Source organism: Enterobacter pseudoroggenkampii, assembly GCF_026420145.1.
Classification (GTDB): domain Bacteria; phylum Pseudomonadota; class Gammaproteobacteria; order Enterobacterales; family Enterobacteriaceae; genus Enterobacter; species Enterobacter pseudoroggenkampii.
On the sequence record NZ_JAPMLV010000001.1, the window covers coordinates 1,543,987 to 1,567,260 of the forward strand.

At 58.2% G+C, this 23,274-nt stretch carries 20 protein-coding genes; 12 read left to right on the forward strand and 8 right to left on the reverse strand.

The window, feature by feature from the left end; translation table 11 throughout:
- Window positions 1-12 precede the first annotated feature (12 nt).
- Window positions 13-999, forward strand: a complete 987-nt coding sequence (locus OTG14_RS07545) for an MBL fold metallo-hydrolase (protein WP_267214840.1) — start codon at window positions 13-15, stop codon at window positions 997-999.
- A 4-nt stretch (window positions 1,000-1,003) separates the two neighbouring features.
- Window positions 1,004-1,915, forward strand: coding sequence for a LysR family transcriptional regulator (locus OTG14_RS07550; RefSeq protein ID WP_267214841.1), 912 nt, complete (start codon window positions 1,004-1,006; stop codon window positions 1,913-1,915).
- On the opposite strand, the gene OTG14_RS07555 is transcribed toward OTG14_RS07550, so the two are convergent.
- The gene (locus OTG14_RS07555; RefSeq protein ID WP_090416892.1) at window positions 1,906-2,790 is read right to left on the reverse strand and encodes a LysR substrate-binding domain-containing protein; all 885 of its coding nucleotides are present in this window, start codon (window positions 2,788-2,790) and stop codon (window positions 1,906-1,908) included. The two genes, OTG14_RS07550 and OTG14_RS07555, sit on opposite strands and share 10 nt — an antisense overlap.
- Before the next feature lie 113 nt (window positions 2,791-2,903).
- Here OTG14_RS07555 and OTG14_RS07560 point away from each other — a divergent pair, with 113 nt between their 5' ends.
- Window positions 2,904-4,391, forward strand: a complete 1,488-nt coding sequence (locus OTG14_RS07560; protein WP_267214842.1) for a UbiD family decarboxylase — start codon at window positions 2,904-2,906, stop codon at window positions 4,389-4,391.
- Between the two features lie 28 nt (window positions 4,392-4,419).
- Here the strand turns inward: OTG14_RS07560 and OTG14_RS07565 are convergent, their stop codons facing one another.
- From OTG14_RS07565 to opgC, 5 genes are read right to left on the reverse strand one after another with little or no spacing between them, the layout of a single operon-like run.
- Window positions 4,420-4,845 (reverse strand): ATP-binding protein, encoded by a 426-nt coding sequence (locus OTG14_RS07565; protein ID WP_267214843.1) that lies wholly within the window; start codon window positions 4,843-4,845, stop codon window positions 4,420-4,422.
- On the reverse strand, window positions 4,846-5,184 hold the full coding sequence (locus OTG14_RS07570) for an STAS domain-containing protein (RefSeq protein WP_148768723.1): 339 nt from the start codon (window positions 5,182-5,184) through the stop codon (window positions 4,846-4,848).
- Window positions 5,174-6,388 (reverse strand): PP2C family protein-serine/threonine phosphatase, encoded by a 1,215-nt coding sequence (locus OTG14_RS07575; protein ID WP_267214844.1) that lies wholly within the window; start codon window positions 6,386-6,388, stop codon window positions 5,174-5,176. Before OTG14_RS07575 ends, OTG14_RS07570 begins: the two co-directional genes overlap by 11 nt.
- Window positions 6,389-6,397: 9 nt before the next feature.
- Window positions 6,398-7,297 (reverse strand): hypothetical protein, encoded by a 900-nt coding sequence (locus OTG14_RS07580; RefSeq protein WP_090418176.1) that lies wholly within the window; start codon window positions 7,295-7,297, stop codon window positions 6,398-6,400.
- 11 nt (window positions 7,298-7,308) lie between these two features.
- Complete coding sequence (gene opgC, locus OTG14_RS07585; RefSeq protein ID WP_090416886.1) at window positions 7,309-8,526, reverse strand: OpgC domain-containing protein; 1,218 nt, start codon at window positions 8,524-8,526, stop codon at window positions 7,309-7,311.
- Between the two features lie 280 nt (window positions 8,527-8,806).
- Between opgC and OTG14_RS07590 the strand changes: the two genes are divergently transcribed.
- From OTG14_RS07590 to OTG14_RS07630, 9 genes are all read left to right on the forward strand, one after another.
- Window positions 8,807-10,624: a glycosyltransferase family 2 protein gene (locus OTG14_RS07590; protein WP_090416884.1), complete on the forward strand. Its 1,818-nt coding sequence runs from the start codon at window positions 8,807-8,809 to the stop codon at window positions 10,622-10,624.
- A complete protein-coding gene (locus tag OTG14_RS07595) occupies window positions 10,621-11,940 on the forward strand; it encodes a DUF3131 domain-containing protein (RefSeq protein ID WP_090416882.1) in 1,320 nt (439 codons plus the stop codon). Before OTG14_RS07590 ends, OTG14_RS07595 begins: the two co-directional genes overlap by 4 nt.
- Window positions 11,937-13,484: a DUF3131 domain-containing protein gene (locus OTG14_RS07600; RefSeq protein ID WP_267214845.1), complete on the forward strand. Its 1,548-nt coding sequence runs from the start codon at window positions 11,937-11,939 to the stop codon at window positions 13,482-13,484. Before OTG14_RS07595 ends, OTG14_RS07600 begins: the two co-directional genes overlap by 4 nt.
- Window positions 13,469-14,863, forward strand: a complete 1,395-nt coding sequence (locus OTG14_RS07605) for a DUF3131 domain-containing protein (RefSeq protein ID WP_267214846.1) — start codon at window positions 13,469-13,471, stop codon at window positions 14,861-14,863. The genes OTG14_RS07600 and OTG14_RS07605 overlap by 16 nt, the downstream gene beginning before the upstream one ends.
- Complete coding sequence (locus OTG14_RS07610; protein WP_028013202.1) at window positions 14,860-15,285, forward strand: globin family protein; 426 nt, start codon at window positions 14,860-14,862, stop codon at window positions 15,283-15,285. The genes OTG14_RS07605 and OTG14_RS07610 overlap by 4 nt, the downstream gene beginning before the upstream one ends.
- An 11-nt stretch (window positions 15,286-15,296) precedes the next feature.
- Window positions 15,297-17,963, forward strand: a complete 2,667-nt coding sequence (locus OTG14_RS07615; protein ID WP_267214847.1) for a hybrid sensor histidine kinase/response regulator — start codon at window positions 15,297-15,299, stop codon at window positions 17,961-17,963.
- Entirely contained in the window at window positions 17,963-20,134 is a 2,172-nt protein-coding gene (locus tag OTG14_RS07620) for a glycoside hydrolase family 2 protein (protein ID WP_425340240.1), read from the forward strand. Before OTG14_RS07615 ends, OTG14_RS07620 begins: the two co-directional genes overlap by 1 nt.
- Window positions 20,135-20,228: 94 nt before the next feature.
- Window positions 20,229-20,516, forward strand: coding sequence for a VF530 family protein (locus tag OTG14_RS07625; RefSeq protein ID WP_045415848.1), 288 nt, complete (start codon window positions 20,229-20,231; stop codon window positions 20,514-20,516).
- Window positions 20,517-20,523: 7 nt separating this feature from the next.
- The gene (locus OTG14_RS07630) at window positions 20,524-21,816 is read left to right on the forward strand and encodes a glycoside hydrolase family 10-like protein (RefSeq protein WP_267214849.1); all 1,293 of its coding nucleotides are present in this window, start codon (window positions 20,524-20,526) and stop codon (window positions 21,814-21,816) included.
- A gap of 41 nt (window positions 21,817-21,857) precedes the next feature.
- Here OTG14_RS07630 and dsbG read toward each other — a convergent pair whose 3' ends face one another.
- Window positions 21,858-22,616, reverse strand: a complete 759-nt coding sequence (gene dsbG / locus OTG14_RS07635) for a thiol:disulfide interchange protein DsbG (protein WP_267214850.1) — start codon at window positions 22,614-22,616, stop codon at window positions 21,858-21,860.
- 41 nt (window positions 22,617-22,657) lie between these two features.
- Window positions 22,658-23,269: a DsbA family protein gene (locus OTG14_RS07640; protein ID WP_048992378.1), complete on the reverse strand. Its 612-nt coding sequence runs from the start codon at window positions 23,267-23,269 to the stop codon at window positions 22,658-22,660.
- Window positions 23,270-23,274 lie beyond the last annotated feature (5 nt).

The window sequence follows — 23,274 nt, forward strand, 5'->3', positions numbered from 1 at the left end:
AAGGAGACTCGTATGCTTACCGTGAAAAAACTTGCTCTTTCCACGCTGATTTCCAGTTCACTGCTTTTCTACCCTGCGCTCCAGGCTTCGGCAGAGACGCCCCAGCACGTCGTTAAACAACCGGCGGGCGGATACAGCGTTCAGGTTGGGGACGTCCTGGTCACCTCGTTTACCGACGGGACCGTCGCGCAGGATCTGCACAAGCTGCTGCGCCGGACTACGCCGCAAAACATTGATGCGCTGCTCGCGAAAAACGTCCAGACCAACCCGGCTGAGGTCTCCATCAACGCGTTCCTGATTGCGATACCCGGACATAAAATTCTGGTGGATACCGGCTCGGGCCAGCTCTTTGGCCCCGGTAACGGCGGCCGTCTGATTGAGAGCCTCGCCACGCAGGGGATTAAACCCGAGGACATTACTGAAGTCCTGCTAACCCACGCCCACTCCGATCATGCCGGTGGCCTGGTGAAAGATGGCAAGGTGGTGTTCAGCAACGCGCGCGTTTTTGTTGGTAAACCGGATATCGACTTTTTCTTTAACGACGACAATCAGAAGAAAACCGGCTACGGCAAGAACTACTTTGACGTCGCGCAGAAGACCTTAAAGCCCTATCTTGACGCGGGGAAAGTGGTGCCGTTTAGCGGCACATCGGAGATTATCCCGGGGCTGACCGGCACGGTTCATCCCGGACACACGCCGGGCTCAGCCTTCTACACGCTGACAAGCAAAGGCGAGAAGATCACCTTTGTCGGCGACATCATTCACGCCGCGGCGGTCCAGTTCCCGCAGCCTGCGGTGACCATCACCTACGATGAAGATCAGAACAAAGCGGCAAGCGTTCGCGAGCATGCGTTCGCTGACTTTGTGAAAAATAAAGATCTCATTGCCGCCCCGCACCTGCCTTTCCCGGGCATCGGCTATGTAACGAAAGGCGAGAACGGCGGCTATGCCTGGGTCCCTGTCACCTATACCAACCGGGACGCCAGCGGCGCGAAATAGAGCGATGACGCGGATATCTGACATGGACATAGACCTGCTCCTGACGCTGGACGCCCTGCTTCAGGACAGGAACATCACCCATGCTGCCGCGCGGCTGGGCATCAGCCAGCCCGCGCTGTCTGCCCGTCTCGCGCGTCTGCGCTCGCTGTTTGGCGAACCACTGTTCATTCCCTCCCCGCATGGACGCGGGGTATTACCCACGCCGCGAGCGGAAGCGCTCAAGCCGCAGGTGGCGAACGTGCTGCGCGGCATCAGCGCGATGTTTGCCTCCACGGCATTTGATGCGCAAACCAGCAGCCGGACCTTTGTTATCGCGCTGCATGAGAACCCGGCGCTGATGCTCGGCACCGGACTGCTTAACCAGGTGGGAACCGATGCCCCCGGCATCCGCCTGCGCTTCGCCCTGCCGGAGATGGCTGACCTGCCGCAGCAGCTGGAAAACGGGGATGTGGACATCTACATCGGCGTGAGCGCGGGCGCTCATGACGGCTGGGTGAGGCGCAAACTCCTCGACGACGCGTTTGCCACCGCCCAGCGTAAAGGCCATCCGCGCGGAACAGGTCCGTTAGATCTGGAAAGCTACTGCGCGCTTTCCCATCTGGTGGTGTCGTCGGCGGGAGATCCGTTTACCGGCTTTATCGACCAAACCCTTGCCGGGCTGGGCTATCAGCGACACGTCGCCATGTCCACCCAGAGCTACGCCATGGCGCCACCGCTGGTTGCCGGTACCGACCTGGTCTGTACCCTGCCGGAACGGATGCTGCGACAGTTCGCCAGCACGCTGGATATTTTCCCACCGCCGCTGCCGCTCCAGCCAATTACCATCAACATGTACTGGCACCCGAAAAACAGCCAGGATCCGGCAAATGCCTGGCTGCGTGAAAAGCTGCTGCGGGCCGCCGGACGTCAGGTGTGATCGAGGGTAACCAGAAACTTTTTAAGCACTTCTGAGCGAATAATCCGGTGGCAAACCAGGGTGAGTTCGCTCTCCCGCAGCCGGTCGAGAATGTCCACGTAAACCACATTCTCGACGCTCACCGCCTTTGCCGACGCGGGCAACAGCGCCAGCCCAAACCCTGCCGAAACCAGGCTTATCACCGTAGGCACGTCGGTCGCGTTTTGCACCACGTCCGGCTGAAAGCCCGCCCCGCTGCAGGCGTCATAGAAATACTGTTCCAGCCCCATTCCCTCCGGGTCGCGCAGGGAGATCCATTTTTCGTCTTTCACCGACGAAAGCGTCAGTGCGGCGGACCCGGCCAGCGGATGCTGACGATACAGCGCCAGCACCGTTTTCTCCGAGGTGAACGGACGACTTTGCAGATCGTCCGGCAGCGACGGCAGCGGCGCGCGGATGATGGCCACATCGAGCTGATTGCTCTGCACGGCAGCATAGAGCGTCTGCACGTTTCCCGTCATCAGCGACATGGTAATGGCCGGCCAGCGGCTGTGCATCTGGCGAAGCGCGGCGGGCAGCCTGCCGTCGAACATCGCGCTCGACACGCATCCGAGGTTTAACACCCCCTGCTCGCCCCGTGCCGTTTGTCTGGCGTCCAGCACCGCCTGCTCGGTGAGGGAGATGGCGAGCCTGGCTTTTACCAGGAATGCTTCGCCCGCGGGCGTCAGGGTTAAGCGGCGATTCGCACGGCTGAAAAGCGTGACGCCTAAACGCTCTTCCAGGGCCTTTATTTGCTGGCTCAGCGCCGGTTGCGCCATGTTCAGACGCTCGGCGGCCCGGTGCATGTGGAGCTCTTCGGCCACGACGATGAAGTGGCGCATCTGACGAAACTGCACGAGACGCCTCCTTATATTGATATTAATTTACTTATCAATTTAACATTAATGATGCAATTGATGCTATTGGCCATTGCCATAAAAATGGAGGTATTCAACCGAGGGAGGAAAATATGGAAAACAAGATTAACGATCTCCGCAGCGCCATCGCCTTACTGCAGCGCCACGAAGGGCACTATCTTGAAACCGATCGTCCGGTCGATCCCAACGCGGAGCTGGCGGGTGTCTATCGCCATATCGGCGCAGGCGGCACGGTCAAACGCCCAACCCGCACGGGCCCGGCCATGATGTTCAACAGCATTAAGGGCTATCCGCACTCCCGCATTCTGGTGGGCATGCACGCCAGCCGCGAGCGCGCGGCGCTTCTGTTGGGCTGCGAGCCCTCTGAACTGGCAAAACACGTCGGCCAGGCGGTGAAAAAGCCGGTTGCGCCGGTTGTCGTTCCGGCCACACAGGCCCCCTGTCAGGAGCAGGTCTTCTACGCTGACGATCCTGACTTCGATCTGCGCAAGCTGCTTCCGGCTCCGACCAACACGCCGATTGATGCCGGTCCGTTCTTCTGTCTGGGGCTGGTGCTGGCAAGCGATCCGGAAGACAGCTCGCTGACGGATGTCACCATCCACCGCCTCTGCGTGCAGGAGCGCGACGAGCTTTCCATGTTCCTTGCCGCCGGGCGCCACATCGAAGTGTTCCGCAAAAAAGCGGAGGATGCCGGAAAACCGCTGCCGGTGACGATCAACATGGGACTCGATCCCGCCATCTATATCGGCGCGTGCTTTGAGGCCCCCACCACGCCATTTGGTTATAACGAGCTGGGCGTCGCCGGGGCGCTGCGCCAGCAGCCGGTTGAGCTGGTGCAGGGCGTGGCGGTCAAAGAGAAAGCCATCGCGCGGGCGGAGATCATCATCGAAGGCGAACTGCTTCCGGGCGTGCGCGTGAGAGAGGATCAGCACACCAACACCGGCCACGCGATGCCGGAGTTCCCGGGCTACTGCGGCGAGGCGAATCCCTCCCTGCCGGTGATCAAAGTGAAAGCCGTGACCATGCGAAACCACGCCATCCTGCAAACGCTGGTGGGGCCGGGGGAAGAACATACCACGCTGGCCGGATTGCCGACCGAGGCCAGCATCCGCAATGCCGTTGAGGAGGCGATTCCGGGCTTCCTGCAAAACGTCTATGCCCATACCGCGGGCGGCGGCAAGTTCCTCGGAATATTGCAGGTGAAAAAACGCCAGCCGTCAGACGAAGGACGTCAGGGCCAGGCGGCGCTTATCGCCTTAGCCACCTATTCGGAGCTGAAGAACATTATTCTTGTCGACGAAGACGTGGATATTTTCGACAGCGACGACATCCTGTGGGCAATGACGACGCGCATGCAGGGTGATGTGAGCATCACCAATATTCCGGGGGTCCGCGGCCACCAGCTGGATCCGTCCCAGTCGCCGGATTACAGCACCTCGATTCGCGGCAACGGCATTTCCTGCAAGACGATCTTCGACTGCACGGTGCCGTGGGCGCTGAAGGACCGCTTCGAGCGCGCGCCGTTTATGGAGGTGGATCCGCGTCCGTGGGCGCCGGAGCTGTTTGCCGCTAAAAAATAGAGAAAATCACGCGCGTATGGCCCACAGGTCATACGCTTATTTTCTTTTCAAGCGTGGCGATATTTTCACCCGCCACGCGTTTCACAGTGAAACGATCGACGCTAAGCAAAATGAGCATCAGCCCCCTGCCGCTCTCCAGCAGCGGCGACATTTCGCAGAAACGGTCTCGCCTGGCGGCCTCAAGCCGATCCTGCGGGAACGCGTCACCCGCGTCGCTAAAAACAACGCAGACGTCATTACCGCGGACGTCGAACTGTACACGAAAGATGCGCGAGTTATCCTCATGAAGCGCGTAGCGGATGATATTCGTCGCCACTTCACAGGCGGCGAGATCGAAGGCGAAACGCCACTCATCATCTACGGGAAGCGCGCTCAACCTGACGCCCAGCCAGCCGGACAGCGGCGTCAGGGACGCGATCGCCGCCGGAAATTCAGCCTGCTCCGGCGTCTGCATCTACTGCCCCAGCTGCGCAAGTGCGCTGTTTTTATCCGGATAGATGCGGAATATGCGATCCATTCGGGTCAGGATGAACATATTCGTGATCCCGGGGTTCAGGGAGCAAAGCGCCATTTCGCCTTTCCCGTTCATCAGCTTAAACAACGACACCAGCATCCCCAGCCCGCTGCTGTCGATAAAGTCCACTTTGCTAAAATCGACAATTAAGGCTTTACGATCGCTGCCAATTTCTTCCGTGACAGAGGCCTTAAACGCCGCGGCAATGGACGCATCCAGCCGCCGAACTGCGGGGGTGAGAATATTGGCATGTGGTAATCGTTCGGTGTTAATAATCATTCTGTTCTCCCTGACGCTCAATCACGAGCAGTGACACGTCATCGGTTAAGGCGATGGGTTCATCACGATTTGCATTGCGCCAGTCGGTCAGGTGGTCACCAAACCGCGGCAGGAGCTGGTCAACCGGGAGCCGGGCATGCTCATGAAGCCAGCGTTCGAGACGCTGCGGGCCAAACTGTTCGCCGCTGACGTTCTCACACTCCGTAATACCGTCACTGAATAAGCATAAGCGATCCCCCGGATTGAGGGTAAACGCGACGTCCTCCCAGCTCAGGTCTGGGATCAGCCCGACCGGCGGGCCGCCATCGCCCACGGACGTGACTTCGCTGTCTGCGTTCACAATGACGGGAGTGGGATGCCCGGCCTGACACAGCAACCCCTGCCCAGTTTCTGGATCGATCACGCCGTAAATGAGCGTGAAATAACTGGTGATGTCGCTCTCTTCACTGCAAAAGCGGCTGTTCAACATCCTGACGACCTCCGCAGGTGACTGAATACCGCCCTCATCGGTAAACAGAAAGCGATCCACCACACGGCCATGTAAAAACTGGCGAGCCACCGCGAGGGACATCATCGCGGCCCCCACGCCGTGACCCGAGACATCAACGCAATAGAATCCCAGATGGGAATCCAGCGGAAAGATATTGAACACATCGCCCGAGACCCAGGCTGACGGTAGGAAAAGCCAGTCGGAGAAGTAGTCACCATAGCGTAAGCGGTGTGAAGGCAGCACCGAGTGCTGAACGCGCGCCGCCAGTTCAAGATCTTTTTCAATCTGATGTAACGCTTCACTCAGGCGCTTGTTATGCGCCGCGAGAGTCGCCTCCAGCGTCAAAATACGGACCCCGGCGTGGAGCCGCGCCCGAAGTTCAGCCTGTTCTACGGGCTTGCTTAAAAAATCATCCGCCCCGGCATCAAACCCCTGCGTCAAGTCCCCGGCATTCTCGCGGGCCGTCAACAGGATGATATACACATAGTGGCCAAACTGACGGTTACGGATCGTCTGACAGAGCGTAAGTCCGTCCATTTCCGGCATTTCCCAGTCGCTTATCACCATGCTAACCGGCTGACTGGACAAGATTTCCAGCGCGGCGACGCCATTTTCCGCCTCGCTCACGAGATACCCCCACTGGGTGAGCATCCGGGAGAGTAGACGACGATAAATCAGCGAATCCTCAACAATTAACACGTGCAGAGCCGACATGTATCCCTCCTATAGCGGTAAGAACCAGATGAGGCTCACGGTCCCTTCCCTGAATTTTGCGTTACCGTTGCCATGCCCCGGATAGCGCGTCCCCGCATAGTTAGCATACTGAACAGAGAACGATCCCGGCGTATAGCCCGCGTAGCCAAAGCTGTAGCTGTAATCGCCGTTCCAGGGCTGCTGCTGGCTGCTGTCCGGAAACCAGAATGCCGTCGCACGAACGAAGAAATGTTGTTTGAAGGTGTAGCCGCAGCCGCCCAGCATGACGTTTTTATTTTTGCGGATGTCATCGCTGCTGAGATCGTAGTAGCGCGGGACCCAGCTGTACCCGACCTGGCAAATAATGGAATCCCCTTTGTTTATCAGCAGCGAATTTTCTATCGGTTTGGGCAAGGAAAACTTATAGGCCAGCGTAAATGCACCCTGTTCGAAATAGGTATGTCTCCTGCTACCCGACGTCCAGAAGTGGTTATCGCCGTAGTTTCCGTAAACCAGGCTAAACGTATTTGCATGCCAGTCGTCATAGCCGAAACTATAGCGAAAGTCCGCGGTGTAGCGGTTGGTATCCCTGACGGGCAACCGGGAGGTAATGTTGGCAAACCAGAAGCTGTACGGGGAATACTGAAGACTCAGATTCAGCGTCTGGTTAATTTTTTTCTCCTGCGCGGCGCTGTCCGAGCTATTGGGCACGCTCACCATCTGCTCTTTCAGCCCTGAACTGAAGCTCAGAGCCCCTGAAAATTTCTTGTCATTTCCCGAGAACAAACGCCCCCACCGGCTGGTAAACACGCCTGCCTGAACGGGTTCACCGTTCTTATCGCGCAGGGTTTCTTTATCATTGCTTTGTGCCGCCTCTGCGGCGGGGATCGCGGCGAGCAGCACGCCCGCCAGAAGCCATTTTTCGCGCATAACCGCCATCCTTAGTTAGGTATCCAGCGTGCGCCGACGTCGTATTTTGCCATCAGCCACAAAATACCCAGTGCCGCCGCATGCACTAACGTGTTCTCTATCCAGGCGTGACGCCATAAGTCGAAGGTGATGAACTGGCTCACCAGCAGCACTACGTACACATGCAAAATAAAGGTATAAAGCGAGTGCTGGCCTAGCGGGATCAGGAACCATCCCAGCAGGCGGTTGAGCGGCGTCCAGCAATATGTCAGCACCAGGTAGACGGTAACCATCAGGGCGATATCGTTTAGCACCCGCACCGGGCCCAGCCCATTCTTCGCCGCCCAGGTGTGATAAAAGGTATTGAAGCTATCAGGCGGAATCACATGCATCAGCAGCGCGGGGGGCATAAACGGGTTGGTATGGTTCTGTGCAACGAACCCCAGAATGAGCGCCACCATCACCAGCGCAACCACCACCACTTTACCTGCTGACGTGCGTGCGAAAGAGATCAGTTCGGCTTTATACCAGCCGCTGACCATGCCCAGCACAAAGATGAACTGCCAGGCCAGCAGCGGAAAGGCAAATTCGAACTCCGACGGGGTCAGCCGAAGCGGCCACCTCTGCCACAGGCCGTACACCAGCAGCGACAGCCCTAACAGCCACCAGACTTTCCCTTTCTGCAACATCCCTAAAAAAAGGGGGCTAAAGAGCAGCAAAAAGATATACAGTCCCAGAATTTGCGTCTGATGGGGGCCGATCTGCAAATAGAGAATAATGTTGAACCAGGTCTCTTTAATCTGCGGCGTAACAGGATAAAGCGACCAGCTTTGCCCCGAAAAACGGTCGGTAAAATGGGTAACCTCGAAAATATTAATATGTGGGATATAGGCCAGAAGAATAAATGACACTATGACAATGATATTTACGCGATATATTTTCCACGCCCTGAGATAAAGCCCCCAGGAAACCGTGAGTAAAACCACTTTTTGCAGACGCGCGCGATTCAGCATTCCCAGCATAAACCCCGAGAGAATAACAAACCCTTCAGCACCTGTGGTCAACCCGAAGCGCTCCCAGGAGAATATATTAAATACCGACATTACCTCCGTATGCGCCACGACCATCATGACGAGGGCAATGCCGCGCATAAAGTCAATTCTCAGATCCCGGGCACCTGCAACAGCATAACGCCATGCTATTGATTTAGCGGCATCTTCTTGCGCGATGGACGGCGCAACATGGCTCATAGGGTGTCCTTTGCCTGAAAACGAACATTAAGGTCTAAATAAAGTAGATAGCCTAAAGGAATAGTAACTGCAATTTATCGGCGACAGATGAAACATATTAAGCAGAATTAAAGCTGAATTAACCCCTGCTACATATTAATAAAAACGCGGCTGGACACTTTTATTCGGCGTTCTACACTTATCTTAAATCTTGTTTAATCGCTATTTTCTTTCTCTTTTGGGCAACTGTCTGCGCAGCAGAATGGGTCTGCATTTTCACGGAATCAGGAACGCCGGAACTATGGATTTTTATTTTTCCCGTTTTGAACATCGTCGTCCTCCGGAGCCGTTAACAACACCGCGTTGGGTAATGATGACCTGGCAGGTGTTAGCGGTCGCGGCGCTTATTCTGGGCGCCAATTATATTTACTGGCGCTGGACCTCCTCCCTGAATACGGACGCGTTATGGTACGCCATACCGCTGGTTCTCGCCGAAACGCTGGCGTGGATCGGCACAGTGCTGTTTACCATCAATTTATGGAAAGAACAGGATCCTCCCCAGTGCCCGCCGCCTGGCGAAATTAACGAATGCCTGTCGCCAGAAGAGACCGTAGAACCTCGTCCTGTAAAAGTGGATCTGTTCATTGCCACCTACTCGGAAGATACCGAACTGGTCAGGCTATCCATTCGCGACGCCCTGAAGATGGCGTACCCGTTCCCGATTGACTACCGGATCCACGTGCTTGATGACGGCCGTCGCCCGGAGATGAAAGCCGTTTGCGATGAGGAAGGCGTCAATTACATCAGTCGACAGACCAACATCGGCTTTAAGGCCGGTAATCTGCGTAATGGCCTTGAGCAAACTGACGGCGATTTTATTGTCATCTGCGACGCCGACACCCGGGTATTTCCCACCCTACTCAGCCATACGCTGGGCTATTTCCGCGATCCGGACGTAGCCTGGGTGCAGACACCGCAGTGGTTCTTCGATCTTCCGGAAGGTGAAAATTTGTCACGCTGGGGCCAGCGGAAAGCGGGAAAAGTGGGCTACGGTCTGGGCTGGCTGATTCAAAAGTGTGTTGGCCCGGTCACGATAGGCCGCGACCCGTTTTTTAACGATCCACGCATGTTCTATGACGTGATCCTGCGGCGGCGAAACTGGGCGAACGCGGCTTTCTGCTGCGGCGCGGCCTCCATCCACCGTCGCGAAGCGGTCATGCAGGCCGCGCTGCGCAGCTATGTCTGGTCCGTCGAAGAGGAGATCCATCGCCATACGCGCGATATTCGCGATGACGAAACGCGGGAAGCGCTGCAGGAGGCAATGCGCCCGCACGTAGCGTTTGACACTGAGCTAACGCCCTACAAATTCCACGTCTCGGAAGATATTTACACCTCGGTGCTGCTGCACGGTGACGCCGCACGACGCTGGCGCTCGGTCATGCACCCGCGGGTGGAGTCGAAGATGCTCTCTCCGCAGGATATGCTGACCTGGATGATCCAGCGCTTTAAGTACGCCGCCGGCTCGCTGGATATTTTGTTCCATGACAACATCTTCAGCCGTCGCCGCTTCAGGCTTTCCCTACCCCAGACGCTGATGTATGCCACCACCTTCTGGTCGTACATGGCCTGCGTGTGGAACACGGTGTTTTTGATTTCACCCATAATTTATCTGTTCACAGGCATTCCGCCGGTATCCGCCTGGTCGACGCCGTTTTATCTCCACTTTCTCCCGTTTTTTATTTTCTCTGAACTGGCCTTTATGTTCGGGACATGGGGGATTTCGGCCTGGGACGGCAGGGCCTCCTACCTCTCCTTCTTTTCCATGAACCTGCGCGCGCTCAATACGGTGCTGCGGGGCGAGCAGATCAAATTTCACGTTACGCCAAAAGAGCGGCAGACGGGCCGCTTTCTCTACCTGGTGAAGCCGCAGATAGCCATCGTGGTGCTGACCCTGACAGGACTCGTCTGGGGCGGTATCCAGGTGGCGCGTGGACAGGTGGACGACCCCTCCGGCTACGTCATCAATATTTTCTGGGGAGGGGTGAACATCGCCGCCATGCTGCCGCTAATTTTCGCGGCCATGTGGACGCCCGCTGAAGAGGACGAGGTCACCCAATGAGGATACGTGATGCCCTGCTGCCCGCTCGCAGCTACCTCACCATTTTGCTCGGGTTCCTGCTCGGCTTTGCCATTGTGGTCTGGGTGGAGAAACAGATGCCCACGCGTGTGGAAAGCAGCGGCGGCATCGCGCTCAGTAAAGACTTCCCACCGCTGCCTGCGAAACGGGCGCTGACCTATGACGAAGCCATCTGGGCGCGGGTCGCCTGGCAATACTACGTGAATAATACCCAGCCAAACGGCCTGGCGAACGCCAGCGACGGTGAACCGTGGCTGAGTCTATGGAGCGTGGGGAGCTATCTGTTTGCGACTGCCGCCGCACAGCAGCTCAACATCATTTCCACCGATGAGTTTGACGAAAGGGTCAGCACGGCCCTGTTTACGCTGGGGCAGCTGCCGCTCAACGAGCGAGGCCTCCCTGCCGCGTATTACCATGCTGACACACTCAAGATTCTGGGCAAACCTGACGTCTCCGCAATCGGTCTGAGCAGGCTGCTGACGGCATTACAGACCCTGCTGTGGCGCTATCCGCAGCACGCGGCGGCCATCCGCGATTTGTTGAGCGTGTGGCGCACCGCGGCGCTGATTGAAAATAACACCCAAAGCCAGGCTTCGGTGCCGCTCCATCACTGGACGCTGACCGATGACGAACAGCGGGACAGCTTTGGCTATAGGCTCTATGCCAGCCATACGCTGCGCTTAATTGACAGCGCGGCAGGCCTCGCGGTGACCAACCCGCCTGAAGGGCAAAAGATGATCGATCTGGACGGCGTGATGGTGCCGGATGAAGGGCTACGCACGCCCTGGGGCAAGCAAACCTCCCTGATCAGTCTCCCCTATCTGTTAACCGGCCTTGAGCTGGGCTTTGACGCGCAGAGCGCTGAAATCGCGTGGCGGATTATGCAGATCCAACAGCGGCGTCATAGCCTGCGTACCCCAAAACCGCCGGTCAGCACGGATTATGCCGAACCGGCGCCGGATTATGTTAACGATCTGCCTAACAGGCAGCCGGTTCAGGCGCGCAACCTGCGCGACGAAGTGCCGGAGAAGGTGGCGATTACCTCCACACGCACCGCGTTTGCCTGGTACGCCCTGTTCCGCAACAGCTGGAGCGAAGCGCTGCGCCAGCAGGTTCTGCCGCTTCAGGTGCCGGGTAAAGGCTGGCAGCGCGGGTTAAATCTCAACAACAGCGTCAATGCCGTCGTAGACGCCGATACCAATGCCATTGTGCTGGAAAGTCTGTCTTACATCGCGCATGGCCAGATGCTCTGTCTGGCCTGCCTCTCCACTTCCCCCTCAGCAGGAGCAACGCCATGAAGCCACGATCCCCGATCCTTTTCCACCTGCTCACGGGAATAACGATCTGCTGGCTGGCCTTATCGACCGTGCGTGCGGACACCGAGCTTCCTGCATCAGGTTACTCCCCGCGTAGCGGCGAGCTGACCGCCCGAGAGATGACCATCGCGAAAAACGCCTGGCAGTATTTCGTCTCCAACTATCAGCCCACGACGGGCCTGGTGAATGCGGTCAACAAATACCCCTCCACCACCATGTGGGACAGCGCCTCCTATCTGGCCGCCCTGACGGCGGCGCGCGAGCTGGGGATCATTGATAAAGCGGAATTTGACCGCCGGATGCTAAAATTCCTCGCCACGTTAAACACCCTGGTACTGTTCCGCAACGAGCTGCCCAACAAGGCATATAACACCATCAGCGGCCAGAAAGTGGACTACACCAACAAGTCCGGTGAAATTGGCTTCTCGGCGCTGGATATCGGGCGAATGCTGGTCTGGCTGAAAATCATCAAAGAGCGTTATCCGGAGTACGGCAACAGCATTGATAACGTGGTGCTCGGCTGGGATTTCAGCCACGCGATCGACCCCTGCGGCACGCTGTACGGCGCCTATCTGGAGAACGGCCAGCCGAAATATGTTCAGGAAGGTCGGCTGGGCTATGAAGAGTACGGCGCGGCCGGTTTCCAGCTGTGGGGGTTTAATACCTGTAAAGCCAGCCGTCCGCAGCCTTACGAGCTTGCCGAAATCTACTGCGTGCTGGTCCCGTACGATACACGCGACCCGCGCAACACGTCGCAGCATAACTACGTGGTGACGGAATCCTACCTGCTCTACGGGCTGGAGTTCGGCTTTGATAAACCGACCGACCGGGATAACGCCCCGCGCGACTACTCCCTGACGTGGATGAAAAACTTTGCTGACCGCGTTTATCAGGCTCAGGAGAACCGCTATACCATTACCGGCGTCCTCACCGCGCGATCTGAGCACCAGCTCGATAAAGCCCCTTACTTCGTCTATGACACCGTCTTCAGCGACGGGTACAACTGGAACACCATTACCGATAAAGGCCAGTTCGTCCCTAACGCTGCCGCGATATCGCTTAAGGCGGCGCTGGGCATGTGGGTGCTGTGGAACTCCCCCTATACCGACCGCCTGCTGAACACCATTGAGAATGCCAACGAAGAGGGAAAAGGCTACTACGAAGGGCTGTATGAAAACGGTGACGGGCCGATCAAGGAGTTCACCGCGAACAATAACGGCATCATGCTGGAGGCACTGCTGTTCAAAAAAGAGGGAAAACTGCTGGCCTTCAACACCGACAACCCGAAGAGCAAGGATTTTGCCCCATCGCTGTGGGATCAAAAGCTGCTCGATCAGTTTGAAGAGAACAACGCGCTGCGCAGTCGCCCGTTCCTGAGCAGCACGCCGGCCGTAAAAAGCTGGTGCGACCGGACCGGCGTCACGCAGCGCACCAGACCCGCCTGCCAGGCCTGTCAGTGCGCGTCATGCAACGTGGACGAGCCCGTTAAACTGCCACCGGTGACTGCGCAATGCTTAAAACCATAGCCAGAGGGCTCGCGGGATTACTCCTCGCAGGCGCGATCGTCTTTGCTCTGTTTGGCCATCAGGGAGCAGGCTGGCGCTGGCTCATCAACGGCGGCTGGCACTCCAGCGCGCGTATCTCTGCCCTGACGCCGGAAGAACAGAAATGGGCGGCAACCGCCTGGCGCTATTTCGTCAATAATACCCAGCCGCAAACGGGGCTGGTCAACGGGAGCGACAAACAGCCCCGCGTCACGCTCTGGCAAATGGGCGATACGCTTATCGCCCTGCTGGCGGCAAAAGAGCTGGGGCTAATTGATGACGCCGAGTATGACGCTCGTTTAACCCGTCTAATGGGCACCCTTAACCGCCTGACGCTGACCGAGGTCCGGACGCCGGGCCGGCTCTATTCCAGCCAGACGGCGGCGCCGATCGATTTTAGCGGCAACCCCGTCAAAAATGGCTGGTCCGCGCGCGACATGGCGCGTCTGATGCTCGCCCTGCGCCTCACCGCTGAGCGGGAGCCGCAGTACAGTGAATACCTCGATAAAATTATCCTGCGCTGGAATTTCTGCCCGGTCATCGACGGTGAAGGCGAACTGTGGTCATCTTCGCTGCAAAATGGCCAGCCGGTGGTCCGGGAAGAGCTACGTCTGGGCGAGAGCGAATACGCCGCGACGGCGTTTCATCTGTGGGGTTTTTCCCCGGATAAAGCGTTTACGCCGCCGATGAACCACGTCATCATCTCTCAACGGCGGCTGGCCGTGGATGCCCGGGATCCGCGCACCACGTGGCAGCCCTCCCTGATTACCACTCTTCCCTATATGCTGCCGGGCCTGGAGTTTGGCTGGGAGCCCGAAAGCGTTGCGGCCGATCTGCAAAAACGTCTGCGCAAGCAGGCCGAAAACGTCTGGCTAAGCCAGAAGACCCGTTGGGAGACCGATAAGATCCTGACGGCCAGGGCGGATTTCTCGCTCTCTCAGGCGCCCTGGCATATTCAGGATACCGTCTGGGGAAATGGCTATGCCTGGAACTCTGTCGGCGACGATGGCCGGGACTACACCCGTTTCGCGCAGGTATCGACCAAGGCAGTCTTTGCCCTGTGGGCCCTGTGGGACACCCCGTACACCGACGTGCTGATGACGGTTACAAAACACCTTAACGATCCGCAGAAAGGCTGGTACGAGGGCCGTCAGGAAGCCACGGGTGATACCAACGCTGCCTTAACCCTCTCAACCAATGCCACGGTTCTGGAAGCCCTTTTCTTTAAACACAACGCCGGGCCGCTGTTTGACGTGCGTCGATCGAAGAAAGAGAGCTATTTTTCACGCCGTCTGGCAGAGGAATACACGCCCATCGGGCACTGTCTACCGGGCGAAAGCACCCTAAGGAGGACGCCGTGAAGTTTTATCGCGATCTGTTTGAATCCAGCCTGAACCGCGTCTTTCCGAATAATGAAAAAACCGCGTTTTTTCAGACGTTCTATGACGCCTTCGTCCACATGTCACCCGAAACTGAAGCGCATTTTTCTCGTCTGCCGGATCGGGAAGGTCAACAGACCCTGTTTAAAAGCTTCTTCGCCATGCTTGCGGTAGACGGCGCATTAATCGTGCCTGATTTTCTCGAACGCCTGGCGCGGGAGCAAAGCGACGACGGTCTCCACCTCCCCCCGCGATTTTTTGCCCTGTGGCGCGAAGCGATGTTGAACGCGGTGAGCCTGCGCGATCCGCAGTGCGACGATGAGATCCTGACGGCCTGGGCCATGGCGATCGCGCCCGGGTTGGAATACCTTCGCCGACAGGCAGAACTGCACTACCGCGCGTAAGGAGGATCACGATGAGCACATTCACGTACGATCTTAACGCGCTGCCGGCCGCCGTCATGATTTATGACTGCGAGGAACGCCTGCAGGCATGGAATCACAACGTTGCCCTGTTTTATCCGGTCATAACCCCGTGGCTGAAGGTGGGGACGACCCTTGAGGCGCTGGCGGAACGCTTTATCGATGCCGTTTACAACGTCGACCCCGGCCTGCGTCAGACGCTGCGGGAGTCAGTGGTACGCAACTGTCGACAGGATAAACACTGCGAAGTGCGGCAGGCAGGCCAGCGGCGGATCTTCGTTCAGCATCAGCGGCTTTCGGACGGCGGTATTGTCAGCCTGCACAGCGATATTACGGAGCTGGATGAAGCGCAGCGCGCGCGCCACCAGCTGCATGACGACTTTCTGCTGACGGCGGAATCCATTCATATCGGGATCTGGGACTGGCAGGTTTCCGGTGACACGCTCCAGGTGAACGACACCCTGCTTGCCATGCTGGGCCAGTCGCGCACACAGTGGCGATATCCGGTGCGGTTTTTGCTGAATCAGGTCCACGAGAACGATCGCGCAGCGCTGCGCAAGGCGCTGCACGCTTCGAAGCAGGATCACCGTCCGGTCTTTGAATGTGAAATTCGCGTACATCATCCTACCGAAGGACTGCGCTGGATGCTGCTGTCAGGCCAGGTGGTCACGCTCTCCATTGAGGGAAACGCCGAGCGCGTTATTGGCACGCTGCAGGATATTACGCGGCGCAAAGAGGCTGAAATTCAGGCGTTCGCCTCGGCCCTTGAGGCACAAAAAGCCAATGAGGCAAAAAGCGCGTTCCTGGCGAATATGAGCCATGAAATTCGTACCCCGATGAACGGAATTATTGGCATGACCCAGCTGTGCCTGGATACGTCTCTCAGTGCCGATCAGCGCGATTACCTGACGCTGGTGATGAGTTCTGCCCAGTCTCTGCTGCATATCATCAACGATATTCTCGACTTTTCCCGTATCGAAGCCGGCAAAGTAGAGCTGGAGACGGACCCTGTGCCTGTCCGCCCCTTCATTCAGTCGCTTATTCGCCCGCACATGCCGGGGGCGAGCGAAAAAGGCATCGAGCTGCTGGTTGATATTGCGCCCGACGTTCCCGACGTGCTGCTGGTCGACGGCGCGCGACTGCGCCAAATCCTGACCAATCTGCTGGGCAACGCGCTGAAATTTACGCATCAGGGAGAAGTGATCCTGGTTGTTGAGCCCGACGATAGCGCGGATCGATGGCGTTTTCGCGTGCGCGACAGCGGCATTGGCATACCGGCAGATAAGCAGAAGGCCATTTTTGAAGCCTTCAGCCAGGCGGATAACTCAACCACACGCCGCTATGGCGGTACGGGGCTCGGGCTAACCATCTCTGCGCGACTGGTTGCGGCGATGGGGGGCGAATTAACGGTCTCCAGCGAGCCGGGTAAAGGCAGCGAATTTTCGTTCTCGCTGCCGCTGGTGGCACAGACCCTGGCGCCTGGCGAGCGCCCACATAGCCATCGCTTTAACGGTGACCCCGTGCTGGTAGTTGATGATAACGAGACCAACCTGCGGCTGCTGGCAGCGATGCTCAGCCAGATGGGGCTGAAACCCACCTGCGTCAACAACGCCAGCGAGGCCATCACCCGGGTTAAAGCTGGAACAGTATGGCCGCTGATCCTGCTGGACGCACAGATGCCGGATATGGACGGCGTGTCTCTGGCCCTTGAGCTTTCAGTTCTGCCGCAGGTTGCTGAGAGCCATATCATCATGCTGAGCTCCATGAGCCGGCATTTTGATATCAATATGCTGAAGCGGATCGGGATCAAGAACTATCTGCATAAGCCTATCGCCCAGGATGAATTACATCAGGCGATTGCCGCCGCGTTTGAACGTTCGCCGGCACCCGTGGGTGAAAGCACGCCCGCGCCTGTCGCCTCGCCAGGGGCTACGGGACTGCGGATCCTGCTGGCAGAAGATAATCTGGTTAACCAGAAGGTCGCCGCTCGCCTGCTTGAGCGGCTCGGGCACACCTGTCAGATCGTCGATAATGGCGTCTCGCTGCTGGAACGCTGGCGCGCGGGCGCGTGGGACGTTCTGCTGATCGACCTTCAGATGCCAGAGATGGACGGTGAGACCGCCATTCGCCTGCTGCGTGAAGAAGAACGGTCCCGGCCTGGCCCGGCTCAGCCCACCGTCGCCATGACCGCACACGCCATGCAGGGGGACAAAGAGCGCTGTCTTAACATGGGTTTCGACGGCTACATTGCCAAACCCATCAGCCAGGAGCGTCTCGCTGAAGAGATTGCTCGCGTGCTTCAGCGCCACGAAGATTCCTCCGGTCTTCCGGATGAAGCTCGCCTGCTGAAGCAGTGTGCTGACGACCCTGACCTGGTACAGGAGCTGCTGGCCCTATTTGGCGAAGGGCTAAATGAAGCAATCAAAACCATTACCCAGGCGATCGACAGCAACGACCGCGAGGCGCTGCGCCGCGCGGCCCACAAGCTGCGGGGAGAAGCCGTCACCCTGGACTTCAGCACGCTCGCACAGCAGCTACAGGTGCTGGAAAGCGACGCGCATGCGCTGGATGGGCAACAGCTTGCGGCCCTGAATGAAAACCTTCGCCAGGAATCACGGCGCCTGACGGCATGGCTCACCGCGCGCGGGGTAAACGCATGATGACTCGCAACTGCGCGCTGCTTTTTGCCCTGTTGGCCCCCCACACGGTGGCGAACTCTGCGCCGGTCAGCTGGTCTCTGGCTGGAGAATGGCAGGTTCAGGACGCCAATGACAGTGCGCATCCTGCTGCATCAGGCTGGCGCCCGCTTCAGGTTCCTGCCAACTGGTACAGCGCCGGGTACGATCACCAGGGCGCGCTGTGGTACAAGCACGCGTTTTCCCTGCCCGTGCAGCCCCCCGACGTGATGAGTACCCTGGTGTTTGACGGCGTCGATTATCTAGCAGAGGTGACGCTAAACGACCAGCCGCTGGGCAAGCATGAGGGCTATTTTCAGCGCTTTTCGCTGGATGCCCGTTCAGCGTTACAACGTCACAACCAGCTCGTGGTCAGGGTCGACAGCCCTTACGAAGATCCCACTAAGGTCTGGCCGCTGCATAAAACGCTCATGAAGGGGATCCTTAACCAGCATGACACGCGTCCCGGTGGGGCCTGGTCGCCGCAAGGACAGGACGCCAACTCGGGGGGCATCTGGGCACCGGTCAGGCTGCATCTTAGCCGGGGCGCTACCCTTGATGAGACCATCCTGCGGCCCGACTGGACGCAGGGGCTGACTCGTCCGGCGCTAAAGGCGGAGATACGCTATCGCGCGCTCGGTCAGGGCCCGGCGACCGTGCGGCTCACCGCCACGCCCGCCAATTTCAGCGGCAAGCGCTATCAGGCTGACTTTCCGGTTACCCTCGAAAGCGGCGCCCATTCCGTGCAGGTGACGCTGCCCATGCCGAAGGCAAAACTGTGGTGGCCGGTCGGCACGGGGAAACCGCACCTGTATACCATTCGCGTGGCATTACGCGATGAAAACGGCCTGATGGATACGGCGGTCACCCGCACCGGGCTGCGTAAGATCGTCGAGCAGCCCGACAATAAGGGCTGGCTCATTAACGACAGACGCCTTTTTATTAAGGGCAGTAATTACATCGGTTCCCCCTGGCTCAGCACCATGACGCGAGAAAAATACCGTCGCGATCTTCGTCTGGTGGAGACCATGAACGCTAACGCCATACGCGTGCACGGACACGTTGGCGGGCGCGCGCTGTATGACGTTGCCGATGAGATGGGGATGATGATCTGGCAGGACGTCCCGCTGCAGTGGGGCTACGACAGCCGTGACGCCTTTACGAAAAACGCGGTTCGCCAGACGCGGGAGATGATCGAACAGTTTGGCAATTCCCCCGCCATCATCGTCTGGGGCGGGCATAACGAACCGCCCTGGAATTCGCCGTGGATGGAAAAACGCTTCCCGGACTGGAATAAAGATCTGAATCGCGAGCTCACGCAGCGGGTGGCGGACACGCTCGCCGAAGATACTTCCCGCATCGTGCATCGCTTTTCCGCCGTTGAGGAGCATTACTGGGCGGGCTGGTACTTCGGCACCGTGAGCGACCTGCTGACGCCGGCCAAAACGGGGATCATTACCGAGTTCGGCGCGCAGGCGCTTCCCCGCTTGTCCACGCTAAAAACCATCATCCCGGCGGCGTCCCTCTGGCCAAAAACGACCGCCGCTGACGATCCCGGCTGGACCGCCTGGAAATACCATAACTTCCAGCCGTTCCAGACCTTTAAATTTGCCGCTATCCCGCGTGGAAACAACATTCAGGAAATGATCCGCAATACTCAGGCGTATCAGGCGCGGCTGGTGGCCACTGCGGCCGAGAGTTATCGCCGACAGCGCTACCAGCCGGTGACGGCCCTGTTCCACTTCATGTTTGTGGAAACCTGGCCCTCCATCAACTGGGGCGTGGTGGACTACCTGCGTAAACCTAAGGCCGGGTTTTACGCGCTACAACGTGCGTACCAGCCTGTTCTGCCGTCCATTGAACCGGTCACCGCGCAGTGGCAATCCGGGGCGGCGGCGACCGTGCGTCTGTGGGCCATCAACGACACCTGGAAACCGTGCCGCGAATGCCGTCTGACCTGGCACATCACCCAGCGCGATAAGATGCTGGCAAAAGGCACGACGACGATGACGATCGCAGCAGACTCGGGAACAATGATTAAAACGCTGACGGCCACGCCCGCTGGCCAGGATGACGTGTCGATTCGGTTTACGATAAAAAACAGTGCGGGAAAAATTGTCGGCGAAAATCAGCGCACGGAGTCCGTCATAAAGTGAGCGAGGGGAAAAGGAAAATTGCCGCTTCCCCTGCTTTCTTGTACCCTTTCAGCGTTTACCCCAATCCCCTAAAAATCGAGACATCCGGACGCCTATGACTGCACATATTTCCAAAGATCCTTTGCATGGCGTAACGCTGGAGATGATGGTCAACGCCCTGGTGGCGAAATATGGCTGGAGCGAGTTGGGCGACCGCATCAAAATTAACTGTTTCAGAAAAGACCCCAGCGTTAAATCGAGCCTGAAATTTCTGCGCCGCACCCCGTGGGCGCGCGCGGAAGTGGAAGCCCTGTATCTGGACTCCCTCAACGATGAGGGAAATACAGCGCAGGCGGCGCCCGCCTTTAATCCCTGGGCCAACAGTCGGATTATCAAGAGCTAATACGCAAATGACGCGACACGTAAAACGGATTGGTGCGCTGGCTGCCTGCGCGCTTTTACTTGTGAGCTGCTCCTCAAAACCGCCAAAGTCACTGGTTACCCCGCTCCCCACCGCGAGCAAGCCGACGCCGCAGGCAAACGAGCCGATGCGCGGCATCTGGCTGGCGACCGTCTCGCGTCTCGACTGGCCGCCGGTCGCGTCGGTGAATGGCCGCAGCGCGGACCAGCGCATCGCGATGCAAAAGCAGGCGCTGATCGCAAAGCTCGACAACCTTAAGCATCTCGGCATTAACACGGTCTTTTTCCAGGTGAAGCCGGACAGCACGGCTCTCTGGTCATCAAAGATTCTCCCGTGGTCGGATATGCTGACGGGCAACGTCGGCGAATATCCGGGATACGACCCGCTGCAGTTTATGCTCGATGAAGCGCACAAGCGCGGCATGAAGGTCCATGCCTGGTTCAACCCCTATCGCGTGTCGACCAACACGAAGCCGTCCACCATCGCCGCGCTAAACCGGACCGCCTATCAGACCCCGTCCAGCGTCTATGTTCAGCATCCGGAGTGGGTGCGCATCTCAGGCGACCGCTTTGTGCTCGACCCGGGCATTCCCGAGGTGCGGGACTGGATAACCAAAGTGGTGACCGAAGTGGTGGCGAACTACCCCGTAGACGGCGTGCAGTTTGATGATTACTTCTATGCCGAATCGCCGGGCTCCGCGCTGAATGATTCGCAGACCTGGCGGCAGTACGGCCAGGGTTTTGCCTCAAAAGCCGACTGGCGAAGGCACAATACGCAGCAGCTGATCGTCCAGGTCTCCCGCGCAATCAAGCAGACAAAGCCCGACGTTGAGTTTGGCGTCAGCCCGGCGGGGGTATGGCGTAACCGCTCCTTTGACCCGGCAGGCTCCGACACACGGGGCGCCGCGGCCTATGATGAATCCTTCGCCGATACCCGTCAGTGGGTGCAGCAGGGCCTGCTGGACTACATCGCGCCGCAGATTTACTGGCCCTTCTCCCGGGATGCCGCGCGCTACGACGTGCTGACCAGATGGTGGGCCGACGTCGTGAAGCCGACCCACACGCGCCTGTATATCGGCATTGCGTTCTACAAGGTGGGCGAACCGTCGAGAAACGAGCCGGACTGGACGGTTCAGGGCGGCGTGCCGGAGTTGAAAAAGCAGCTCGATCTCAACGATTCGCTGCCCAACGTCAACGGCACCATCCTTTTCCGGGAAGATTACCTGAACCAGCCGCAGACCCAGCAGGCGGTAAACTACCTCCGTGGACGCTGGGGTAGCTAAGTGATTACCAGGCAGAAACGCCCGTTTCTGCCTGTATTTTTTTACGGCTTCGGCCCGAACATCGCCTCGAGCTGCTGCGCATCCGGCATTCCCACCACCTGCTGCAGCTCATTTTCCGCATTCAGATAGTAAATGGCCGGCGTGGCGTTAGCGCCCAGGCTGTCCATCAGCGCCTGATGTTTCTGTAGGATCTCAACCGTTTCGCGGGAAGCCTCGCCTTCAGGCTTGGGCAGTTTTTTGCCGCCGGAGAGCTCATATTCGCGCCAGGCCGCAACCGGATCTTTCGCATTCAGAATCGCCGAGGTGTTACGTCCGCTGTTGGGGTTGAGAAACGCCACCAGCAGCGTGTTGAGCTGTACCTTGCCCGCCTTCACCCACGGCTGTGCTTCGGCCCAGAACTGCTTGCAGTACGGACAGAACGGATCGGCGAAAACAAAGACTTTACGCGGGGCGTTATCCGCCCCTTCCTTCAGGGGATGCGCCGCGTTGAGGTTCTTCCACATCTCGCGGCCCATCGGGGCGTAGATCTCTTTCTGGAAATAGCCTTCGCTGAGGTTCTTCCCTTTGTCATCATAAAGATATCCCGAGATCACGTGCTTGCCGTCCGGCGTAAGAAAAAGCGTCACGCCCATATCCTGATACTGCCCCAGCCATGCCGGTACGCCGCCAGGCGCATCCAGCTTCTTGATGATTTTGATGTTCTGCTGCTCGCTGAAGTGCTTCACCACATCCGGTATGGCTTCAGCCGCCTGTACCAGCCCTGACGCCGCCAGCGCTGAAAGTAACAGTAATTTTTTCATTTCCCTCTCCGGTTTGTCGGGGGCATCACGCCCCCTTCAGGTTAGCGGTTTTTCAGTGCTTCACTGACCATTTCGTCGAACTGTTCGTACGGCACCCAGCCGGGCAGCAGCCCCTCGCCAATAAGCGTGGCGGGCGTGCCCTGGATCCCCATTTTTTCCGCCACAATGAGGCTGCGCCTGATCGTCAGAAAACTCTCCTCGTCCGGCGTCGTCACGCTCACGCCCGCCCGCCTCTGCGCCTCCTGAATGCTGGCGTCATCGTGGTACCCCTTTTTCGCCATCAGAGTGTGGTTCAGCTTCATAAACTGCCCGGGATCTTTTCGCCAGAGCGTTAAGGCGTCTCGCGCGGCGGTCAGCGAACTTTCCGAGCGGAAAGGTAAAAACTTAAAGACCACCGCCACGTCCGGGTGTTTTTCGACAATCTTCTCCAGGTACGGATCGAATTTTTTACAGTACGGGCAGTTGTAGTCGGTAAACACCACCAGGGTGAGCTTTGGGTTTTTCGCGCCGATGCGCGGGGAGTTCGGATCGTTAAACAGGAAGTCAGCGATCATCTTCTGCGCGCGCTGCTCCTGGTCCGGCGTCAGCGGCTGGGCAGCAAACGCCTGAAGCGGGGCAAGCAGGAGCAGAAGCGTAATAAAGAGTTTATTCATCATAC

Coding starts and splice junctions, on each gene's coding strand:
- OTG14_RS07545 (WP_267214840.1), top strand. CDS start 13: ATGCTTACCGTGAAAAAACTTGCTCTTTCCACGCTGATTTCCAGTTCA.
- OTG14_RS07550 (WP_267214841.1), top strand. CDS start 1,004: ATGACGCGGATATCTGACATGGACATAGACCTGCTCCTGACGCTGGAC.
- OTG14_RS07560 (WP_267214842.1), top strand. CDS start 2,904: ATGGAAAACAAGATTAACGATCTCCGCAGCGCCATCGCCTTACTGCAG.
- OTG14_RS07565 (WP_267214843.1), bottom strand. CDS start 4,845: ATGCAGACGCCGGAGCAGGCTGAATTTCCGGCGGCGATCGCGTCCCTG.
- OTG14_RS07570 (WP_148768723.1), bottom strand. CDS start 5,184: ATGATTATTAACACCGAACGATTACCACATGCCAATATTCTCACCCCC.
- OTG14_RS07575 (WP_267214844.1), bottom strand. CDS start 6,388: ATGTCGGCTCTGCACGTGTTAATTGTTGAGGATTCGCTGATTTATCGT.
- OTG14_RS07580 (WP_090418176.1), bottom strand. CDS start 7,297: ATGCGCGAAAAATGGCTTCTGGCGGGCGTGCTGCTCGCCGCGATCCCC.
- opgC (WP_090416886.1), bottom strand. CDS start 8,526: ATGAGCCATGTTGCGCCGTCCATCGCGCAAGAAGATGCCGCTAAATCA.
- OTG14_RS07590 (WP_090416884.1), top strand. CDS start 8,807: ATGGATTTTTATTTTTCCCGTTTTGAACATCGTCGTCCTCCGGAGCCG.
- OTG14_RS07595 (WP_090416882.1), top strand. CDS start 10,621: ATGAGGATACGTGATGCCCTGCTGCCCGCTCGCAGCTACCTCACCATT.
- OTG14_RS07600 (WP_267214845.1), top strand. CDS start 11,937: ATGAAGCCACGATCCCCGATCCTTTTCCACCTGCTCACGGGAATAACG.
- OTG14_RS07605 (WP_267214846.1), top strand. CDS start 13,469: ATGCTTAAAACCATAGCCAGAGGGCTCGCGGGATTACTCCTCGCAGGC.
- OTG14_RS07615 (WP_267214847.1), top strand. CDS start 15,297: ATGAGCACATTCACGTACGATCTTAACGCGCTGCCGGCCGCCGTCATG.
- OTG14_RS07620 (WP_425340240.1), top strand. CDS start 17,963: ATGACTCGCAACTGCGCGCTGCTTTTTGCCCTGTTGGCCCCCCACACG.
- OTG14_RS07625 (WP_045415848.1), top strand. CDS start 20,229: ATGACTGCACATATTTCCAAAGATCCTTTGCATGGCGTAACGCTGGAG.
- OTG14_RS07630 (WP_267214849.1), top strand. CDS start 20,524: ATGACGCGACACGTAAAACGGATTGGTGCGCTGGCTGCCTGCGCGCTT.
- dsbG (WP_267214850.1), bottom strand. CDS start 22,616: ATGAAAAAATTACTGTTACTTTCAGCGCTGGCGGCGTCAGGGCTGGTA.
- OTG14_RS07640 (WP_048992378.1), bottom strand. CDS start 23,269: ATGAATAAACTCTTTATTACGCTTCTGCTCCTGCTTGCCCCGCTTCAG.